This window comes from Accumulibacter sp. (genome assembly GCF_036625195.1).
Classification (GTDB): domain Bacteria; phylum Pseudomonadota; class Gammaproteobacteria; order Burkholderiales; family Rhodocyclaceae; genus Accumulibacter.
Genome location: NZ_JAZKUG010000001.1, coordinates 1,455,633 through 1,473,197, shown reverse-complemented (window position 1 = coordinate 1,473,197; position 17,565 = coordinate 1,455,633). Strand labels below are relative to the sequence as shown.

16 protein-coding genes and 1 other RNA gene are annotated in these 17,565 nt (G+C 64.4%); 4 read left to right on the top strand and 13 right to left on the bottom strand.

Annotation, left to right across the window (positions count from 1 at the left end; genetic code table 11):
- Positions 1-9: 9 nt before the first annotated feature.
- The 6 genes from V5B60_RS06415 to ffs form a co-directional block, all read right to left on the bottom strand.
- Positions 10-1,329 (bottom strand): cytochrome b, encoded by a 1,320-nt coding sequence (locus tag V5B60_RS06415; protein WP_332346216.1) that lies wholly within the window; start codon positions 1,327-1,329, stop codon positions 10-12.
- 3 nt (positions 1,330-1,332) lie between these two features.
- A complete protein-coding gene (petA, locus tag V5B60_RS06410) occupies positions 1,333-1,929 on the bottom strand; it encodes a ubiquinol-cytochrome c reductase iron-sulfur subunit (protein WP_295349982.1) in 597 nt (198 codons plus the stop codon).
- A gap of 100 nt (positions 1,930-2,029) precedes the next feature.
- Complete coding sequence (recR, locus tag V5B60_RS06405) at positions 2,030-2,632, bottom strand: recombination mediator RecR (protein ID WP_332346213.1); 603 nt, start codon at positions 2,630-2,632, stop codon at positions 2,030-2,032.
- The gene (locus V5B60_RS06400; RefSeq protein WP_332346211.1) at positions 2,632-2,955 is read right to left on the bottom strand and encodes a YbaB/EbfC family nucleoid-associated protein; all 324 of its coding nucleotides are present in this window, start codon (positions 2,953-2,955) and stop codon (positions 2,632-2,634) included. The genes recR and V5B60_RS06400 overlap by 1 nt, the downstream gene beginning before the upstream one ends.
- Positions 2,956-2,976: 21 nt before the next feature.
- Positions 2,977-4,635 (bottom strand): DNA polymerase III subunit gamma/tau, encoded by a 1,659-nt coding sequence (gene dnaX, locus V5B60_RS06395; protein WP_332346210.1) that lies wholly within the window; start codon positions 4,633-4,635, stop codon positions 2,977-2,979.
- Positions 4,636-4,749: 114 nt separating this feature from the next.
- Positions 4,750-4,848: signal recognition particle sRNA small type (gene ffs, locus V5B60_RS06390), an RNA gene on the bottom strand.
- Positions 4,849-5,136: 288 nt separating this feature from the next.
- Here ffs and V5B60_RS06385 point away from each other — a divergent pair.
- Positions 5,137-5,787 (top strand): histidine phosphatase family protein, encoded by a 651-nt coding sequence (locus V5B60_RS06385; RefSeq protein WP_332346209.1) that lies wholly within the window; start codon positions 5,137-5,139, stop codon positions 5,785-5,787.
- Positions 5,788-6,106: 319 nt separating this feature from the next.
- Here the strand turns inward: V5B60_RS06385 and V5B60_RS06380 are convergent, their stop codons facing one another.
- Complete coding sequence (locus V5B60_RS06380) at positions 6,107-6,535, bottom strand: CBS domain-containing protein (RefSeq protein ID WP_332346208.1); 429 nt, start codon at positions 6,533-6,535, stop codon at positions 6,107-6,109.
- A 126-nt stretch (positions 6,536-6,661) separates the two neighbouring features.
- Positions 6,662-7,297, bottom strand: a complete 636-nt coding sequence (locus V5B60_RS06375) for a c-type cytochrome (RefSeq protein WP_332350451.1) — start codon at positions 7,295-7,297, stop codon at positions 6,662-6,664.
- 152 nt (positions 7,298-7,449) lie between these two features.
- Here V5B60_RS06375 and yihA point away from each other — a divergent pair, with 152 nt between their 5' ends.
- Both yihA and hemB read left to right on the top strand, forming a co-directional pair.
- Entirely contained in the window at positions 7,450-8,214 is a 765-nt protein-coding gene (yihA, locus tag V5B60_RS06370; RefSeq protein WP_332346207.1) for a ribosome biogenesis GTP-binding protein YihA/YsxC, read from the top strand.
- A gap of 140 nt (positions 8,215-8,354) precedes the next feature.
- Entirely contained in the window at positions 8,355-9,371 is a 1,017-nt protein-coding gene (gene hemB / locus V5B60_RS06365) for a porphobilinogen synthase (RefSeq protein WP_332346206.1), read from the top strand.
- On the opposite strand, the gene V5B60_RS06360 is transcribed toward hemB, so the two are convergent.
- Genes V5B60_RS06360 through argB form a run of 4 tightly spaced genes read right to left on the bottom strand, consistent with a single transcriptional unit; the run spans position 9,355 to position 15,298 of the window.
- Positions 9,355-10,434 carry an acyltransferase family protein gene (locus V5B60_RS06360; protein WP_332346205.1) on the bottom strand — a complete coding sequence of 360 codons (1,080 nt, stop codon included), beginning with the start codon at positions 10,432-10,434 and terminating at the stop codon, positions 9,355-9,357. The genes hemB and V5B60_RS06360 overlap by 17 nt on opposite strands.
- A 16-nt stretch (positions 10,435-10,450) precedes the next feature.
- Complete coding sequence (locus V5B60_RS06355; RefSeq protein WP_332346204.1) at positions 10,451-13,681, bottom strand: sensor domain-containing protein; 3,231 nt, start codon at positions 13,679-13,681, stop codon at positions 10,451-10,453.
- Positions 13,678-14,388, bottom strand: a complete 711-nt coding sequence (locus tag V5B60_RS06350; protein WP_332346202.1) for a pyrimidine 5'-nucleotidase — start codon at positions 14,386-14,388, stop codon at positions 13,678-13,680. Before V5B60_RS06350 ends, V5B60_RS06355 begins: the two co-directional genes overlap by 4 nt.
- Before the next feature lie 22 nt (positions 14,389-14,410).
- Complete coding sequence (gene argB / locus V5B60_RS06345; protein ID WP_332346201.1) at positions 14,411-15,298, bottom strand: acetylglutamate kinase; 888 nt, start codon at positions 15,296-15,298, stop codon at positions 14,411-14,413.
- 126 nt (positions 15,299-15,424) lie between these two features.
- Here argB and gluQRS point away from each other — a divergent pair, with 126 nt between their 5' ends.
- Entirely contained in the window at positions 15,425-16,399 is a 975-nt protein-coding gene (gene gluQRS / locus V5B60_RS06340; protein WP_332346200.1) for a tRNA glutamyl-Q(34) synthetase GluQRS, read from the top strand.
- On the opposite strand, the gene clsB is transcribed toward gluQRS, so the two are convergent.
- A complete protein-coding gene (gene clsB, locus V5B60_RS06335; RefSeq protein WP_332346199.1) occupies positions 16,355-17,515 on the bottom strand; it encodes a cardiolipin synthase ClsB in 1,161 nt (386 codons plus the stop codon). The genes gluQRS and clsB overlap by 45 nt on opposite strands.
- Between the last annotated feature and the right edge of the window lie 50 nt (positions 17,516-17,565).

Here is a 17,565-nt window from a genome sequence, read left to right as displayed (position 1 = left end):
TCCATTCCTTTACATCGTCACGCGATCAGGTTCCGGCTTGTACTTGTCTATCTTCGACCACCACGGCATCGTCAGGAAGAAAAGGAAGTAGTAAGCGGTGAGGATCTGCGCAACCGGGGCGCCCGGGATGACACCGAAGAAGGCATACGAAGGCGGTTGCGTACCCAGGAATCCGAGCAGGATGAAGGAAATTACGAACAGGGTCAGCAGGGTCTTGAAGATCGGGCCACGATAGCGAATGGACTTCACCGGGCTGCGGTCGAGCCATGGCAGAAAGGCGAGGATCACCACGCCGCCCCCCATCAGCACGACTCCCCAGAACTTCGCGTCGATGCCGAACAGCGGCCAGACCATCGCCCGCAGCAGAGAGTAGTAAGGCGTGAAATACCACACCGGGGCAATGTGTGGCGGGGTCTTCAGGGGATCCGCCGGCAGGAAGTTGTTGTACTCGAGGAAGTAGCCGCCGCCCTCGGGCGCAAAGAAGACGATGATCGAGAAGACCATCAGGAAGACCACGACACCGACGATGTCCTTCACCGTATAGTACGGGTGAAAGGGAATACCGTCGAGCGGATTGCCATGGACATCCTTGCGCTTCTTGATCTCGACTCCATCCGGATTGTTCGAGCCCACTTCGTGCAGCGCCAGGATGTGTGCCGCGATGAGGCCGAGCAGGACGAGTGGGACGGCAATGACGTGGAAGGAAAAGAAGCGATTGAGCGTCGCGTCGCCGACGACGAAGTCGCCGCGAATCCAGACCGACAGCGGCTCGCCGATCAGCGGAATGGCCGAAAAGAGGTTGACGATGACCTGCGCTCCCCAGAACGACATCTGCCCCCAGGGCAACAGGTAACCCATGAAGGCTTCGGCCATCAGGCAGAGAAAGATCAGCGTCCCGAAGACCCAGATCAGCTCGCGCGGCTGCCGGTACGAGCCGTACAGAAGGCCACGGAACATGTGCAGGTAGACGACGATGAAGAACGCCGACGCGCCCGTCGAGTGCATGTAGCGGATCAGCCAACCCCAGTTGACGTCGCGCATGATGTACTCAACGCTGGCAAAGGCGACCGGGATACCGTTTTCGTTGAGCGACGCGTCCGGCTTGTAGTGCATGACGAGGAAGATACCGGTGACGATCTGGATGACGAGCACCAGCATCGCCAGCGAACCGAAGAAGTACCAGAAGTTGAAGTTCTTCGGCGCGTAATACTCCGACAGGTGTCCGCGCCACATCGAAGTCGCCGGGAAGCGCGCATCGAACCACTCGAGCAGGTTGCCCTGCAGCGAGCCGTCAGACTTGTATTTTTCGAAATTGGTGTTCGACGCCATGGCTTAGGCCCCCTTCTTGTCTTCACCGATAAGGATCCGCTTATCGGACAGGTACATGTGCCGGGGCACCTCGAGATTGTCGGGTGCCGGCTTGCTCTTGAAGACCCGGCCAGCGAAGTCGAAGGTCGAACCATGACACGGACAGAGGAATCCGCCCAGCCAGGCGCTGTCCATCCCCTCTTCGGTACCGCGCCTGAACTTCGCAGAGGGCGAGCACCCGAGATGCGTACAGATACCTACAACGACCATGATCTCGGGCTTGATCGAACGCGTTTCGTTCCTGCAGTAATCCGGCTGCATGTTCTTTTCCGACTTCGGGTCGGCCATTTCGCCATCGAGCTTGGGCAGCGTCTCGAGCATGTGCGTCGTACGGTTGATGATCCACACCGGCCGACCACGCCATTCGACGGTGATCATCTGGCCCGGCTCAAGACTGCCGATATCGACTTCAACCGGTGCACCGGCAGCCCTGGCCCTCTCGGACGGCAGCATGCTGGAGACGAAAGGTACGAGCGCAGCGATCGCCCCCACCCCGCCAACCGCAGCGGTGGCGACGATCAGTCGCCGCCTTCCGCCGTCCACCTTGCACTCATTGCTCATAGCGCTGATCCCTAGGACGTAGTAAAAGTTGCTTCATACCAAACCGCAGCATTATACGCCAATCTCCATACGGTTTTGAATCCGGAGCCGCCGCAAGTCCTTATGCAGCAAGCGGTCGGCGTTCTCGCAGAGCCTGCGCCAGGGTCCCGGCATCGACGTATTCGAGCTCGCCGCCGACCGGCACGCCGCGTGCGATTCGCGATACGCTGACGCCACGACTGCGCAACATCTCGCCAAGGTAGTGTGCCGTCGCCTCGCCCTCGTTCGTGTAGTTGGTGGCGATGATCACTTCGCGCACCACCCCATCGCACGCGCGCGCGAGCAATCGCTCCAAGCGCAGTTCGGCCGGTCCGATGCCATCAAGCGGCGACACGCGCCCCATCAGCACGTAGTACAGGCCAGCGTAGGCATGCGTCTGTTCGAGCATGTTCATGTCGACCGGCGTCTCGACAACGCACAACAGGGCAGGATCCCGCCTGCTGGACTGGCAGCGCGAACAGGTCTCCGATTCGCTGAAGGTGTTGCAGCGCTGACAGTGCCGCAGCGCGGTCAGCGCCAACTGCAGCGACCCGGCAAGACGCTGCGCGCCCTCGCGGTCGTGCTGCATCAGGTGGTAGGCCATCCGCTGTGCCGACTTCGGCCCCACGCCCGGCAGACAGCGCAGAGCCTCGATCAGCGACTCGAGGCTCGACGGCGTCGTCATCAGAACGGCATCTTGAAGCCGGGCGGCAGGTTGAGTCCTGCCGAGAAGCCGGCCATCCGCTCCTGCGAGGCCTGCTCAGCCCGTCGCATCGCGTCGTTCAGAGCTGCCGCCACCAAGTCCTCGAGCATCTCGCGGTCATCCATCACCGACGGGTCGATCGCCACCCGCCGCACACTGTGCGCGCAGGTCATCAGGACCTTGACCATGCCGGCACCGGCTTGCCCTTCGACTTCGAGCTCTGCCAGCTGCTCCTGCGCCTTCTTCATGTTTTCCTGCATCTGCTGGGCCTGTTTCATCAGGCCGGCGATTCCACCTTTCATCATTTCTCTTGCCTCGATGCTTGCTCAAACGGGTTTGATTGACGATTCGATCAGGGTTGCGTCGAACATCTCGATTATCTCGCGCACGAACCCATCCTGCTCAACCGACGCGATCGCGCGGTCCATGCGTTCCTGGCGGTCGCGCTGTGCCGCCGCCGCCGGAGTATCGCCCGAGCCCTCCGCGACCGCGATGCTCAACTGGATCGGCATGGCAAAATGGTCGGCAAGCGTCTGCTGCAGCTTGTCCTGTGCCGCCCTCATCAGCAGATGGCGATGCCTTGGCGCCAGCTGCAGCTGGACGCGGCCGGCTGCCAGCTCGCAGAGCTCACAGTGCTGCGCCAGTTCACGCGCCATGCCGCTCGGCTTGATGGCGGCAAGCAACTCGTGCCAGTCACTGGCTGGCGATGCCGACCGCGACCCGACACGCGTCGGCACCAGTGGCGGCGCTGGCGGTGGCCCCGCTCGTGCGACGCCAGGCGAGGCATCGGCACGGACAGGCGGCGACGGCCTCGTCGCATCGGCGACCGGCAGTGATTTCGTCGACGGCCGGCCGGCGCTGCTGGCTACGGCCAGTGCACGCCGACTGGCGGCCTCCTCCGACTCTGGACGGAAGGCATGCAGGCGCAACAGGGTCATCACGAAACCGGCCTGCTCGTCTGGCGCCAGCGGCAGCTCCTGACGACCATGCACGGCTATCTGATAGGCCAGCTGTACGTACTCCGGGTCAAGCCGGGCAGCGATGCCGAGCAGCCGCGCACGCTCCGGAAGATCGTCGGCGATCGCCTGCGGCGCGAGCTGCGCGACCTGCACGCGAGTCAACAGGGCGGCCAGTTCCTGCAGGGCGGCATCGAACGACAGGCTGCGCGCCGCCATGTCATCGGCCACCTGCAGCATTCCTGCGGGGTTGCCGGCGAGCAGGGCGTCGAGAATGGCAAACAGGTGGTCCAGATCGACGGCACCCAGCATTTGTCGAACCAGCGCCTCCTCGACCCTCCCCGAACCATGCGCAATCGCCTGGTCGAGCAAGGACAGCGCGTCGCGCATGCTGCCCGCAGCCGAGCGCGCGAGCAGTTGCAGCGCACCCGCTTCGGCGCCGATCGCCTCGACTTCGAGAATCTGCCGCAAGTGGGTGGCGATCAGCGGCTGCGTCATCTGCTTCAGGTTGAACTGCAGGCAGCGCGAAAGGACGGTGACCGGAATCTTCTGTGGATCGGTCGTGGCGAGAATGAACTTGACATGCTCGGGCGGCTCCTCGAGAGTCTTCAACATGGCATTGAAGGCCGAGTTGGAGAGCATGTGCACCTCGTCGATGACGTAGACCTTGAAACGGCCTCGTGTTGGTGCGTAAACCGCATTCTCGAGGAGTTGCCGCATCTCGTCGACGCGGGTGTTGGTCGCCGCATCGACCTCGAGCAGGTCGACGAAACGCCCGGCGTCGATTTCCTGGCAGGCGGAACAGGCTCCGCAGGGCGTCGCGGTGACCCCGGTCTCGCAGTTCAGTGCCTTGGCCAGGATGCGCGCCAGCGTCGTCTTGCCAACTCCGCGCGTACCGGTGAACAGGTAGGCATGGTGCAGGCGCTGTGCCGTCAGCGCATGCTCGAGCGCGCGCACGACGTGTTCCTGCCCGACGAGGCTGGCAAACGTGCGTGGGCGCCATTTGCGCGCCAGGACCTGGTAGCTCATGCGCGGATTCTAGCAGATGGCGCCGCGGGCCCCGTTACCGTTTGCTGGCCACCGGTGCCGCAGGAGCGCGCCCGGGCCATGCCGTCGGCCGGCATCGACACGGCGAGAAACGAAAATGGCGAGCCTTACCCCCGGCACTCGCATCAGACGGCTGTGGCTGCTTCCTTCCGGACCTGACCAGGTTCACCATCCTGCGATGCGGGGAGACCCGCCGGAACGAATGCTATCACATCACCCACCGCCGCGCCCGAAATGCCGCAGGAAGCCAGCAGTTCTCATTTCACCCCCCTGCCAGGGATTTTGAAATGAGAACTGCTGCCGATGTGCACGAAGTCAGGCGGCGAGCAGGGAATGGCTTAAAATCGGCCCTTTTTCACCCACCCACCGCTTGGCGGAAGGTCGACGGCGCATCCTGTCCGAGAAGTCCTCGCGCCAGCGCACTGGAAACCGGGCGCAGGCGCTGGCGGCGGCAACGCGCCGCCGCTCTGCATGAACATTGTGATGACCAAGAGCGAAGCCACCCGAATCTGCTTCGTCCGCCATGGCGAGACCACCTGGAACGCTGAGAAACGCATCCAGGGACAGATCGACATCGGACTCAATACCGCCGGCCTGGCACAGGCGCAGGCGGCGGCAGACTGGCTCGCTGCCAGGGAAGCTGTAACCGCCCTGTACAGCAGCGACCTCCTGCGCGCACGCCAGACAGCCGAACGCATCGCCCACAGGATGAGGCTTGCGGCTGCTTTGCGGCCAGCGTTTCGCGAGCGACGCTACGGGTTCTTCGAAGGGCTGACCTACGAGGAGTCGCGCGCCAGGTATCCCGCGGATTACCACGCCTTCGAGACCCGCGATCCCGACTTCGTGATTCCTTTCGGTGGTGAGAGCCTGCGGCAACTGCACACCCGCGTCAGCGGCGGTCTGAGCCAACTGGCCGCCGCACACGAGGGAGAAACGATCATCGTCGTCACGCACGGCGGCGTCCTCGACATCGTCAACCGTCTGGCGCGCGGCAATCCGCTGTCCACCCCACGCGACTTCCTGATTCCGAATGCCGCCATCAACTGGCTGTGCGTCCGGGATCAGCAATGGATCCTGGAAACCTGGGGCCAGACCGAACATCTTGCTGGCTTCGGGATCGACGAACTGCCCTAGCAGTCTGTCGGACTTGCCCAAGTCGGCTGCAAGAAATGGGAAGACGGATCATTTCTCCCCGTCTTTCCGCACGAATAGAACAACCATTCGCTCGCAATCCGTGGAAAACTGCGGTCGGCTCCCACTCTTTTCGCTCCAACCCATCACGTCCGACAGGCTGCTGGCCGGCGCTTCGAATCGGGAAAGGGAGCCCAACGGGCAGGTACACCGGTGCCCGGATGCCACTCTCGACGCTCACCGATGCCGGGGGGCCTTGCTGGCAGCAGGCGACGGGCGCGCGAGGACTGCCGAAAGCTTCGCCGGGCAAGCGCCGCCTGTGTCAGCCAGTGATGTACTTTTCCATCTGCTCGATGATGAACTTCTGCTCGCAGATCGTTTCCTTGACCACATCACCGATCGAAACGATGCCGACGACCTTGCCTTCGGCGAGCACTGGCAGGTGGCGGAAGTGCTTCTCGGTCATGATGGCCATGCACTCATCGACGGTCTGCTCCGGTGTCACGTAGAGCACCTTGTCGGACATGATCTCGCCGACGCGGGTTTCCTTGGACGCCTTGCCTTGCAGGATGACCTTGCGCGCATAGTCCCGTTCGGACAGGATACCGACGAGCTTGTCGCCGTCAAGCACCAGGACGGCACCGACGTTGGCATCCGACATCACCTGCAAGGCACGGAAAACCGGATCTTCGGGCGCGACAACTGCCAGCTCTGCGCTCTTGGCAGCGAGGATTTGCCTGAGTGTCTTCATGAAGCGTCCTTTCTGGTCCGTGAGGCACCCGCTGTGAGACGCCTGACGCGCGCTCCGAGGGGTGGGAAAAGGGTTGGCGGTTGCGCCGTAACGGGCAACCGCCGGCACCAGCCGGCCGCCAGAGGTCTAGCGCAGACCTGCAGCGTACTCGGCAACCGCGTTGATCTGGTGATCGGAAAGTTTGCCGGCGATGACCCGCATCATCTTCTCCGAATCATTGGCCCGCTCGTGACTCCGGAAGCTCTTCAACTGGACTGCTGTATACTCCGCGTACTGACCCGCCAGCCGCGGATACTGGCTCGGTAGACCGGCGCCGGCCGGGCCGTGGCAACCGGCACAAGCCGGCACGCCCTTCGAAAAATCTCCCATCCGCCAGAGAGACTTGCCGTCCACCAAAAGCTTTTCCTCCTTGGCCACGGAAGGCTTGATCTTCTGCTGTGCGAAATACAGCGCGAGAGCACGCATGTCCTCGTCCGACAGCGCCGCAACCATGCCGCCCATGATCGCATTGTTGCGCACCGGCGGCTTGCCATCGATCGACTTGAAGTTGCTCAACTGCTTGTAGAGATATTCGGGGAGTTGACCGGCAATGATGGGATTGGCCGCCGCCGGACTGTTGCCGTCGGCACCATGGCAGGCCACACAGACGCCTTCGGCGATTTCCTTGGCCTTGGCCAAGTCGGGCTTTGCCTTCGCCTGTTCGGTGGCGAGGACGGGGAGACTGGCGGCCAGGAGAACCGCTAGTGCCGTGGTACGAATCATGTCCAAACTCCCAATGACAACGATGACTGAGCTGAGGCCTGCGAAGCCGGGCAACAAGCTGGTATTCTATATCAGTTTGGCAGCGGGGCGCGCTCCTCCCACCCACGCCGCCTTGGCGCCCCTCCTCCTTCCACCTCCCATCGGGTTCGTCCATGCCCATCTTTCAGAAGGCAGTCTTCCAGACGACGGTGGCCCGACTGCAGGATCTGCCGGGCGATTCGCAAGCCGAAATCGCGTTTGCCGGCCGTTCGAACTCCGGCAAGTCGTCGGCGATCAACGCCCTCGCCAACCACACGCGCCTCGCCTTTGTCTCGCGCACACCCGGACGGACCCAGCACCTCAACTACTTCCGGATAGCAGCCGGGAAGTATCTCGTGGACCTGCCCGGCTATGGCTATGCCAAGGCACCGGAAGAGATCCGTTCCCAGTGGGAGGGTCTGCTGGCGCCCTATCTGCGCCACCGCGAAGCGCTCTGCGGCCTCGTCCTGATCATGGACAGCCGCCACCCGCTGACCGAACTCGACCTGCAGATGCTCGGCTGGTTTGCTCCAACGGGCAAACCGATACATGTGCTGTTGTCGAAGGCGGACAAGCTGACCCGCCAGCAGCAGGATCTCGCGGCGCGCGACGTCGCCACGGTACTGGCGACCATCGGCGGCCACTGCACGTGGCAGTTCTTCTCGAGCCTCAGGCGCTTGGGCATCGTGCAGGCCGAGACCGTTCTCGGTGGCTGGGTCGGCATCAGCCCGCAGGAAGCTGCAGCATCGCCCGCCAGCTCGCCCGGCACGGGCAGCTTGCGCAAGAAGCGCGCAGCGATCGGCTGGAGCGCACGCAGTGCGATCAAGGCCGGCCAGCAACAAAAAAAAAACCCCCGGCAAAGGGGAGAGCCGGGGGCAGGACATGCCTTAAGGAGATAAGGCACCCGCTCAGGGAGGTGAAGCGGGAGACGGCATCGCCATCTGCTGCGATGGAGTGCAGCAGGTCGCGAACAGTTCCCGCCGCACGTCGAAAATCCGATTCATTGTGTTTATCCACCACCTGCCGACAGGTGCCGCCGATGCCCAACCACTGCCAGTTCCCTACTACCCGCATGCGGCGCATGCGACGTGACGACTTTTCCCGTCGCCTGATGCGCGAGAATCACCTGCGCGTCGATGACCTGATCTACCCGGTCTTCGTCGTCGAAGGCAGCGGCCGGGTGGAACCGGTTCCCTCGATGCCCGGGGTCGAGCGACAGAGCCTCGACCGGTTGTTGAAGACGGTCGAGCGAGCTCTTTCTTTGGGAGTCCCGGCCATTGCCCTCTTCCCGGTGATTGACGCCAGCCGCAAGACAGCCGCGGCCGAAGAGGCGCTGAACCCGGACGGCCTGGTACCGCGAGCGGTGCTGGCGCTGAAGAAGGAGTTCCCCGAAATCGGCGTCATCACCGACGTTGCACTGGACCCGTACACCAGCCACGGACAGGACGGCCTGATCGACGCCAACGATCCACGGGCCTACGTTCTCAACGACCAGACGATCGAGGTGCTCGCCCGGCAGGCCCTGATGCACGCGCAGGCGGGCGCCGACATCGTCGCGCCCTCGGACATGATGGACGGCCGCGTTGGCCGCATCCGTCGCGAACTCGACGACGCCGGCGAGATTCACACCCGCATCCTCGCCTACGCGGCAAAGTATGCCTCGAGCTTCTATGGCCCGTTCCGTGACGCGGTCGGCTCGGCAGGCAACCTCGGCAAGGGCAACAAGTACAGCTACCAGATGGATCCCGCCAACAGCGACGAGGCTTTGCGCGAGGTGGCTCTCGACATCACCGAAGGGGCCGACATGGTGATGGTCAAGCCGGGCATGCCCTACCTCGACATCGTCCGCCGCGTCAAGGACGAGTTCCGGGTGCCGACCTACGTCTATCAGGTCAGCGGCGAGTACGCGATGCTCAAGGCCGCGGCGCACAACGGCTGGCTCGACGAGAAGGCCTGTGTGCTGGAGAGCCTTCTGGCGTGCAAACGCGCGGGCGCCGACGGCATCCTCAGCTACTTTGCCCTCAGCGCCGCCGCTTGGCTCAGGAGCTCTGCCTGACGGCGGCGAGCGCGGGATGCTGGCGGCGCGTGCCCTGCATCGCGGCTTCGACGTAACGGTAGAAGAGGGCTGCGGCCGCCATGCTCACCAGCCACGCAACGACGACGCCGACGAGGTTGAGCCAAGGGTCGTTGCGGGCAAAGCGCGAGAAGAGGGCGTTCACCAGCAGGCAGACCGGAAAATGAACCAGGAAGAGCGAATAGGAGGTTCGTCCGAGATAACCGATCAGGCGTGACTTCGGCCAGCGCTCGAGGACGCCGAAGAGCCGGGCGAGGGCAAGCGCCAGTGCAACCACGAGGGCAACCGCGATGCGCGGCCGATACTCGACCAGCAGGGTGAGGATGACCACCGCCACCATCGGCGCGAGCCAGCAGGCGGCACGCCGCGGCTGACCGTTGGTCGCCCAGTAGCTGGCCACTCCGAGCGCGTAGGAGCCGAAGAAATAGACACCCCAACTGTCCCACTCGCCATCGCGATTGAAGTGAACGAGCGACGCCACCGCCAACGCCACGACCAGGCAGGCCGCAATGGCCGCTTCGCGCGCAGCACCTGCCGCGGCCTGCCGTGCCAGCCACAACAGGCCGAGCAGGAGCGCGAACAACTGGAAGTCTATGGCGATGTACCAGACGCCTGCCGACAGGCCTTCATGGCCGAAAATGCTCTGCAGCAGAAAAACATGCGCCAGCACCTGCGACACGGATGGAGGCGCCGGCAAGGAATCGTGCGCCATCAGCGCGCGACCGATGGCCGCGCTGAGCAGGGCGACAAGGAGCGCAACCAGATAGGGGCTGACCAGCTTGCAGTAGCGCTTCCAGAGCACGCCGAGCGGCTCGCTGACCCGCAGGCAACCAGCGGGTGCGAGGCTCTGCACGGCCAGGAAACCACCGAGTACGAGGAACACCTGGACCGCGTACCGCGCTTCCTGGCTCAACCAGGAAACCAGATCCGGCGCCAGCGCATGGGCGTGATCGGACATCGGACCGTAGAAGGCCAGATGATGGAGGACGATCAACTGCGCGGCAAGCGCCTTGAGCGCGTCGATGAAGGGCAATCGGGAAGGCATCGTTTGAACTCTCGGCTCAATGGTCAAGGAAGCGTTGGCGGTACTCGTCGATCGGTAGCGGTCGTCCGCAAAGGTAGCCCTGCATCTCGTCGCAACCTGCGCCGGCGAGGAAGTCTCGCTGCAGGCCCGACTCGACACCCTCCGCAATGACCGTCAGTTGCAGGCTGTGCGCCAGCGCGATCACCGCCCTCGTGATCGCGCAGTCCTCGATGTCGGCCGGCAAACCGCGCACAAAGCTCTGATCGATCTTCAGCTTGTTGATCGGCAGCCGCTTGAGGTACGCGAGCGAGGAATAGCCGGTGCCGAAATCGTCGATGACCAGGCTGATGCCCATCGCCCGCAGGTTGTCGAGCACCTGCACGCTGCTTTCGGCATGGCTCATGATCGCACTCTCGGTGATCTCCAGCTCGATGCAGCTCGCTGTCAGCCCCGAAATGGCGATCGCCTTGCGCGCCGTGCGCTCGATTCCACCACGACTGAACTCGACGCCGGAGACGTTGATCGACAGCACACCGGGGGCAAGACCGGCGGCAAACCAGTCCGCCCAGTGGCCAGCCGCCGTCAGCAGAACCCATTCGCCGATCGCCACGATCAGCCCCGACTCCTCGGCCAACCTGATGAACTCGCCCGGCATCACGAGCCCGTGCGCCGGTCGCCACCAGCGCACCAGAGCTTCCGCCCCCAGCAGCCGGCCATCGCGCAGGGAAAACTGCGGTTGCAGGTACACGCGCAGATCGCCCCGTTCGATGGCACGGCGCAGGTCGGTCTCCATCTGCAGACGCTCGAGCGACGATCCGGTGAGCGCCTTGGTGAAGAAGTCGTAGGTATTCCGGCCGCGTTCCTTGGCCCGGTACATCGCCACGTCGGCATTTTTCATCAGCGTTTCGACATCGTTTCCATCCTGGGGGAAAACGCTGATACCGATACTTGCGCCGACAAAGAACTCCTGCCCGACCGTCACCGGAGCCTCGTGCAGAACGGTGAGAATCTTCTCAGCGACCAGCGACGCGGCGCCCGGCTCGGCGATGCGCTCGACGATGATCAGGAATTCATCGCCCCCGAGGCGGCCAACGGTGTCCGATTCCCGCATCAACCGGTGCAGGCGTCGCGCCACCTCGCAGAGGACCCGATCTCCAACCTGATGGCCGAGCGTGTCGTTGATGATCTTGAAGCGGTCGAGGTCGAGGAACAGGACCGCCAGTTCGCCTTCCTCGCGATGCGCCCGCTGCATTGCCTTGTGCAACCGGTCCGCCAGCAGCAGCCGGTTCGGCAGGCCGGTGAGCGGGTCGTGGTGAGCCTGATGGTCCAGTTGATCGTGTGCCCGGCGCAACTCGGTGATGTCCGAGAAGACGCCGACGTAGTGGGTGAGGCGACCCTCGCTGTCCTTCACGGCACTGATCGTCAGCGATTCGAGGAAGGCCTGTCCGTCCTTGCGCCGGTTCCACAACTCGCCCTGCCAGCGCCCTGCCGTGAGCAGCTCGTGCCACATCTGCCGGTAGATCTCCCGATCCTGGCGACCCGACTGCAGGATACGCGGGTTGCGTCCGATGACCTCATGCTCGCCGTAGCCGGTGATGTCCGAGAACGCCCGGTTGACGGCGATGATGCGACCGTCGGGGGCGGTGATCGTGATGCCCTCGGCGCTGCTGTCAAAGACCGTGGCCGCCTGCTGCAGCCTCTCCTCCATCCGCTTGCGCTCTGTGATGTCGAGCATCACGCCCACCAGACCGCTGCCGGGCTCATCGGCGTTGCCGTAGGTCGCCTTGTGAAAAATGACTTCGCGGTAAGCACCGTCGGCATGCAGAACCTTGGCCTCATAAACCTGGGAACCCCCGCGGGCGAGGAGTTCGTTGTCGGCAGCCTTGTAGCGATCGGCGAGTTCCTGCGGCGCGAGGTCGTGCACGGTGGCGCCCACCACTTCGCTGCGCGACCTGCCGATCATTCGCAGGAAGGCCTGATTGCAACCCAGGTAACGCCCTTCGCGACTCTTGTAGAATACGGGGCCGGGAATCGCCTCGATCAACTGCCGCATGAAATGGAGTTGCTGTGAGAGCTCGCGCGTACGATCGGCGACCCGCTGCTCGAGTTCGATATGGCTTTGCCGCAGTCTCTCCTCGGCCGCCCACTGCGCCGTGACATCTTCGTAGGTCCAGATCCAGGTATCGGCCTTCTCGTTCTCGCCAATCGTGCGACCGACCACCCGCACCCGGATTGGCTCTCCGTCGCGCCGGCAGTAGACGAACTCGCCGGCCAGTGTCTCCCGTCCCGGCCGGTGATCATAGACAAGCCGCCCCTCCTCCCACGCCTCGTCACTCGCAAACAGGATGCGCGCCGACTGCCCGTTCAGGCCCCCCGGCGGATAACCGAAAATCTCTTCGCAGCGACGATTGCAGCGCAGGATGGTTCGCTGCCGCTGGTAAGAGATGCCGATCATCGCGTTGTCGAAGATCAACTGCTGCTCCCACAGGCTGTCGACCAATGCCTCTTCCGCAGCACGCCGCGCCGTCACGTCTTCAAAAAGCCAGACCAGGCCCTCGTCCGGGTTGTTCGGGTTGAGGCGACTGCCCGTGACCTGGCACCAGATCGGCGTGCCATCAGCCTTGCGGTATTCCAACTCACCGCTGTACCGCCCGCTTGCATCGATCACCGCATGCGCACGTTCTCCAGATTCGCGCCACACTGCGTCATTGGCGAAAAAGATTCGGGTGGATTGGCCCGGCAGGGTCCCGGGCGGGTAGCCGAACATCCTCTCGAAACTCGGATTGCAGCGCTGGATGGTCCGGTCGCGCAGGAAGGCAATTCCGATCGGCGCCCGCTCGAAAATGAGGGTCTGCTCGCGCAACAGGCTGTCGTTGGCAGCACGGGCGCGAACCTCCTCCGAAATGTCACGCACGATCCAGACCGTGCCGTTTCCTGGTGCCGCCGGATCGATGGCCCGGGCCACGAGGTGGGCGACGAAGGTGTTGCCATCGCGGCGTGTCATCTCGGTTACCAGGTCGAGTACCTGCCCGACGCGCAAGGAGCCGCGCGCTCTTGTGCGGAGAGCGTCGCAGGATTCGCTGTCAGGATAGAAGACGAGGTCTGGCTGTCCCAGCAGAGTTCCCGGCAGCCAGCCGAAGAGTTCCTCGGCGCGCGGGTTGCAACGATAGACCCGACGGTTGCGGATGCACACCACGGCCACCCCCGAATGATCGAGAATGGCGCGGTATTCCAGCAACTGTTGTGCGAGTGATCCGGACTTCCTCATGGCGCTCCAACCGTGCCGCCCGTGTGCCGCCTTCGTGTCCGGGGCAACGACCGCCAGCCAGACTGCGGCGACTGCAGGCGATGCCAATACCGTGGCAGATCGAGCACTGAGCGCAACCGCAGGTCCAGCCACGGCGGCTGACGCGTGCTGCAACTGATCCAGACAGTCTTCATCCCGAGATGTTTCGCCGTCTTCAGGTTCACCAGCGAATCCTCGACCATGATGCAGTGCTGCGGCGACAACCGCTCGCTGCGCAGCAGGTGGCGGAAACCGCCAAGCGCTGGCTTCGGCTGGAAGCGGAGCCGCTCGACCGAGTAAAGCGCTGCGAACCGGTGGCGCACCCCGACCAGTTCGAGAACCGCCTCGCTGTAGGCCAGCGGCGCGTTCGAGAAGAGGATCTTGCGCCCGGGCAGGCGACGCAGCATCGCGTTCAGCCCGCGCTCGAAGACCAGCATCCGCTCGAGGTCGGGCAAATCGTGCGTGTGGTGAAGGAAATGGTGCGGGTCAGTGCCATGATGGCGCATCAGGCCCAGCAGCGTCGCACCGTAGCGCTGCCAGTATGCGAGTCGAAGGCTTGTCGCCTCGTCTTCATCGACACCGAGGTGGTGGCGAATGTAGGTCGCCATCGCACGGTTGATGTGCGGAAAGATGTACGGCGTGGCATCGTGCAGCGTGTTGTCGAGGTCGAACAGCCACACCGGCGACACCGCGTTCAGCGCGGTCTCCGGCTCAATGCGACCTGATCATCGTGCCGACACCGTGGTCGGTCAGGATTTCCAGCAGCAGCGCGTGCTCGACGCGACCGTCGATGATGTGCACGCTCTTGACTCCGTTGCGCGCGGCATCGAGCGCCGAAGCTATCTTCGGCAGCATGCCGCCCGACAGGCTGCCGTCGGCGACCATGTCGTCAATCTGTTTCGGTGTCATGCCGGTGATCAGGACACCGCTCTCGTCGAGCACACCCGGCGTGTTGGTCAGCAGCACCAGTTTCTCGGCCTTGAGGATCTCGGCGATCTTGCCGGCGACGACATCGGCGTTGATGTTGTACGTCTCGCCATTCTTGCCGACACCGATTGGCGCGACGACGGGGATGAAGCCGCCGGCCTCGAGATGGCCGATCAACGACGGGTCGATCTGCGTGATGTCGCCAACCTGGCCGACGTCGATCAGGTCTTCCGTGTTGTCGCGATCCGCCAGCAACAGCTTCTTGGCGCGGATGAAGCTGCCGTCCTTGCCGGTCAACCCGACCGCCTTGCCGCCCGCCTGGTTGATCAGGTTGACGACGTCCTTGTTGACTTGGCCGCCGAGAACCATCTCGACGATCTCCATCGTCTCCGCATCGGTGACGCGCATGCCCTGCACGAAACGGCCTTTCTTGCCGACGCGCTTGAGCAGCGTCTCGATCTGCGGCCCACCTCCGTGGACGACGACGACATGCATCCCCACCAGCTTCAGCAGGACCACGTCGCGCGCAAAGCATTGCTTCAGGTGCTCGTCGGTCATCGCGTTGCCACCGTACTTGACGACGATGGTCCGGCCATGAAAACGTTTGATGTAGGGCAGTGCCTCGGCGAGAATGGCGGCTTCGTCGGCAGGAGTGAGCGAACGGTCGCGCATGGCGGAAATCCTGATGATGACCGGAAGATTCTACCCGGGCGCACGGCAAACACCAAGGCTCCACGTAGCGGACAACGCACCGCGGCGGCCCACCGCGGGCACGGCGTCAACCACGGACAGGCGGCGATGAGCCGCAATTTCGAATCACCGGGAAGGCGCCCGGCTAACTGTTGCGGCCGCTTTGCCCCTTCGCCAACGGGCCGGCTGCACTTCGGCTCGCTCGTCGCGGCCGTCGGCAGCTATCTCGATGCGCGCGCAAGCGGTGGCAACTGGTTGCTGCGCATCGAGGACATCGACCGGCAACGAACCGCTCCGGGTGCCGCCGACGCCATCCAGCGCACGCTCGCGGGACTCGCCTTCGAGTGGGATGGCGAGGTCCTCTATCAAAGCCGACGCCTCGATGCCTATCGCGCCGCGTTGAGCCAGCTGCGCGAGAACGGCGACATCTACCCCTGTGCCTGCTCACGGCGCGAGATTGCCGCCCGCGCACCAGCTGCGGGGGTCGATGGTGCCCCGGTGTACCCCGGCACGTGTCGTTCCGGTCTGCCGCACGGGCGCGACCCACGCTCCTGGCGCATGCTTGCGCCGGCCGAGGAGATCGTTTTCCACGATCGCGTGCAGGGAACGCAGCGCCAGGATGTGGCCGCGGCCGTCGGCGATTTCGTCCTGCTGCGAGCCGACGGCCAGTTCGCCTACCAGCTCGCCGTGGTGGTGGATGACGCGGCGCAGGGAGTCAACTCCGTCGTCCGAGGCGCCGACCTGCTGGACTCGACGCCTCGCCAGATCTGGCTCGCGCAGCGCCTGCGCCTGTCCGTCCCCGCTTATGCGCACCTGCCACTGGCGAGCAACGCTGCCGGTGAGAAGCTGTCGAAGCAGACGCGCGCCAGAGCCATCGCCGCCAGCAGCGGCAGCCCGCTGCTGGCGGCGGCACTGGAGTTCCTTGGCCATGTCGTGCCGGCCGACCTGCGCCATGCGCCGCTGTCCGAGTTCTGGCGCTGGGCCATCGCCAACTGGTCGATCACTTTCGTACCGGCACGACGCAGCGCCACCTCGGGGTCACCGCCTGCCGCCGTAGCCGCTGATGCCGACGAACATCCGTAGCACGCCGTAGCTGGCCCGACGCAGCAGGCGCGAGTACCACGGCTGGCGTTGCCAGCTGTCAGCCGGCAGCTCCCGTGCGCCGTCGCGCATGGCTGCCGCCAGGCTCTCCCGCAGTTCATCGGCAAAACCCCCGTCGAGGACGACGACGTTCGCCTCCCTCGCCAGCAGGAGACTGAAGGGATCGATGTTTGACGAACCGACCGTGGCCCAGTGGCGGTCGATGACCGCCACCTTGGCATGCAGGAAGCTGCGCTGGTATTCGAAAATCCTGATCCCGGCGGCAAGCAGGTTGCCATAGAGCGCCTGCGTCGCGTAGTGCAGCAGGCGATACTCCACCAGACCCTGCAGCAGGATCGTCACCCGGACGCCCCTGCCGGCGGCAGCCCGCAACGCCCGCCGGAAGCGCCGGCCGGGCAGGAAATAGGCGTTGGCCAGGATGATCTCATCGCGTGCGGCGCCGATCGCTGCGAGATAGGCGCGCTCGATGTCGCGGCGATGGCGCAGGTTGTCGCGCACCAGGAAGGCGGCCGTCTGCTCGCCGCGCACGGCTGCGCTCGCTTCGACCAGTCTCGCCAGGCGGTAGCGGCGATTGAGCCGGGCCCAGAGGACGAGCTCCCACAGACGATGGAGCGCCCGCTGTATCGGCACCAGCAGGGGGCCTTCGACGCGCACCGCGTAATCGTAGCGCGGCGAGGAACGATACGGCGAGTTGAAGTCGTCGATGACGTTGATGCCACCGACGAAAGCGACCCGACCATCGATCAGGGCGAGCTTGCGGTGCAGTCGGCGCAGCCGATGGCGTCGCAGGCGGAAGCGTGCAATCTCCGGCCGGTAGACCACTGCCTGCACGCCGGCAGCTTGCAGGTACGGTTGCTGTCGGTCGGCGAAGTCCGGCGCGCCGAAACCGTCGACGAGAACCCGCACGACGACGCCGCGGCGGGCGGCGGCCGCCAGCGCCGCGGCAACGGCTTGCCCGGTTTCGTCATCCTCGAAGATGTAGCTCTCGAGGTGCACCTCGCGCTCTGCCGCGGCGATCGCTGCCAGCAGCGCCGGGAAATATTCGCCGCCGCTGTTGAGCAGCCGCAGACGGTTGCCGGACAGGAACTGGGGTGCCACGCCCGAACGGGATCAGGGCGAGGCGGACGCACGGCGTCCACCTCGCCCGC

Bases quoted from the DNA above. Each gene is read 5' to 3' on its own strand.
- V5B60_RS06375 (WP_332350451.1), bottom strand. From the start codon at position 7,297: ATGATTCGTACCACGGCACTAGCGGTTCTCCTGGCCGCCAGTCTCCCC.
- hemB (WP_332346206.1), top strand. From the start codon at position 8,355: ATGCCCAACCACTGCCAGTTCCCTACTACCCGCATGCGGCGCATGCGA.
- V5B60_RS06385 (WP_332346209.1), top strand. From the start codon at position 5,137: ATGACCAAGAGCGAAGCCACCCGAATCTGCTTCGTCCGCCATGGCGAG.
- yihA (WP_332346207.1), top strand. From the start codon at position 7,450: ATGCCCATCTTTCAGAAGGCAGTCTTCCAGACGACGGTGGCCCGACTG.
- dnaX (WP_332346210.1), bottom strand. From the start codon at position 4,635: ATGAGCTACCAGGTCCTGGCGCGCAAATGGCGCCCACGCACGTTTGCC.
- V5B60_RS06415 (WP_332346216.1), bottom strand. From the start codon at position 1,329: ATGGCGTCGAACACCAATTTCGAAAAATACAAGTCTGACGGCTCGCTG.
- V5B60_RS06360 (WP_332346205.1), bottom strand. From the start codon at position 10,434: ATGCCTTCCCGATTGCCCTTCATCGACGCGCTCAAGGCGCTTGCCGCG.
- petA (WP_295349982.1), bottom strand. From the start codon at position 1,929: ATGAGCAATGAGTGCAAGGTGGACGGCGGAAGGCGGCGACTGATCGTC.
- recR (WP_332346213.1), bottom strand. From the start codon at position 2,632: ATGACGACGCCGTCGAGCCTCGAGTCGCTGATCGAGGCTCTGCGCTGT.
- V5B60_RS06400 (WP_332346211.1), bottom strand. From the start codon at position 2,955: ATGATGAAAGGTGGAATCGCCGGCCTGATGAAACAGGCCCAGCAGATG.
- gluQRS (WP_332346200.1), top strand. From the start codon at position 15,425: ATGAGCCGCAATTTCGAATCACCGGGAAGGCGCCCGGCTAACTGTTGC.
- argB (WP_332346201.1), bottom strand. From the start codon at position 15,298: ATGCGCGACCGTTCGCTCACTCCTGCCGACGAAGCCGCCATTCTCGCC.
- V5B60_RS06355 (WP_332346204.1), bottom strand. From the start codon at position 13,681: ATGAGGAAGTCCGGATCACTCGCACAACAGTTGCTGGAATACCGCGCC.
- V5B60_RS06380 (WP_332346208.1), bottom strand. From the start codon at position 6,535: ATGAAGACACTCAGGCAAATCCTCGCTGCCAAGAGCGCAGAGCTGGCA.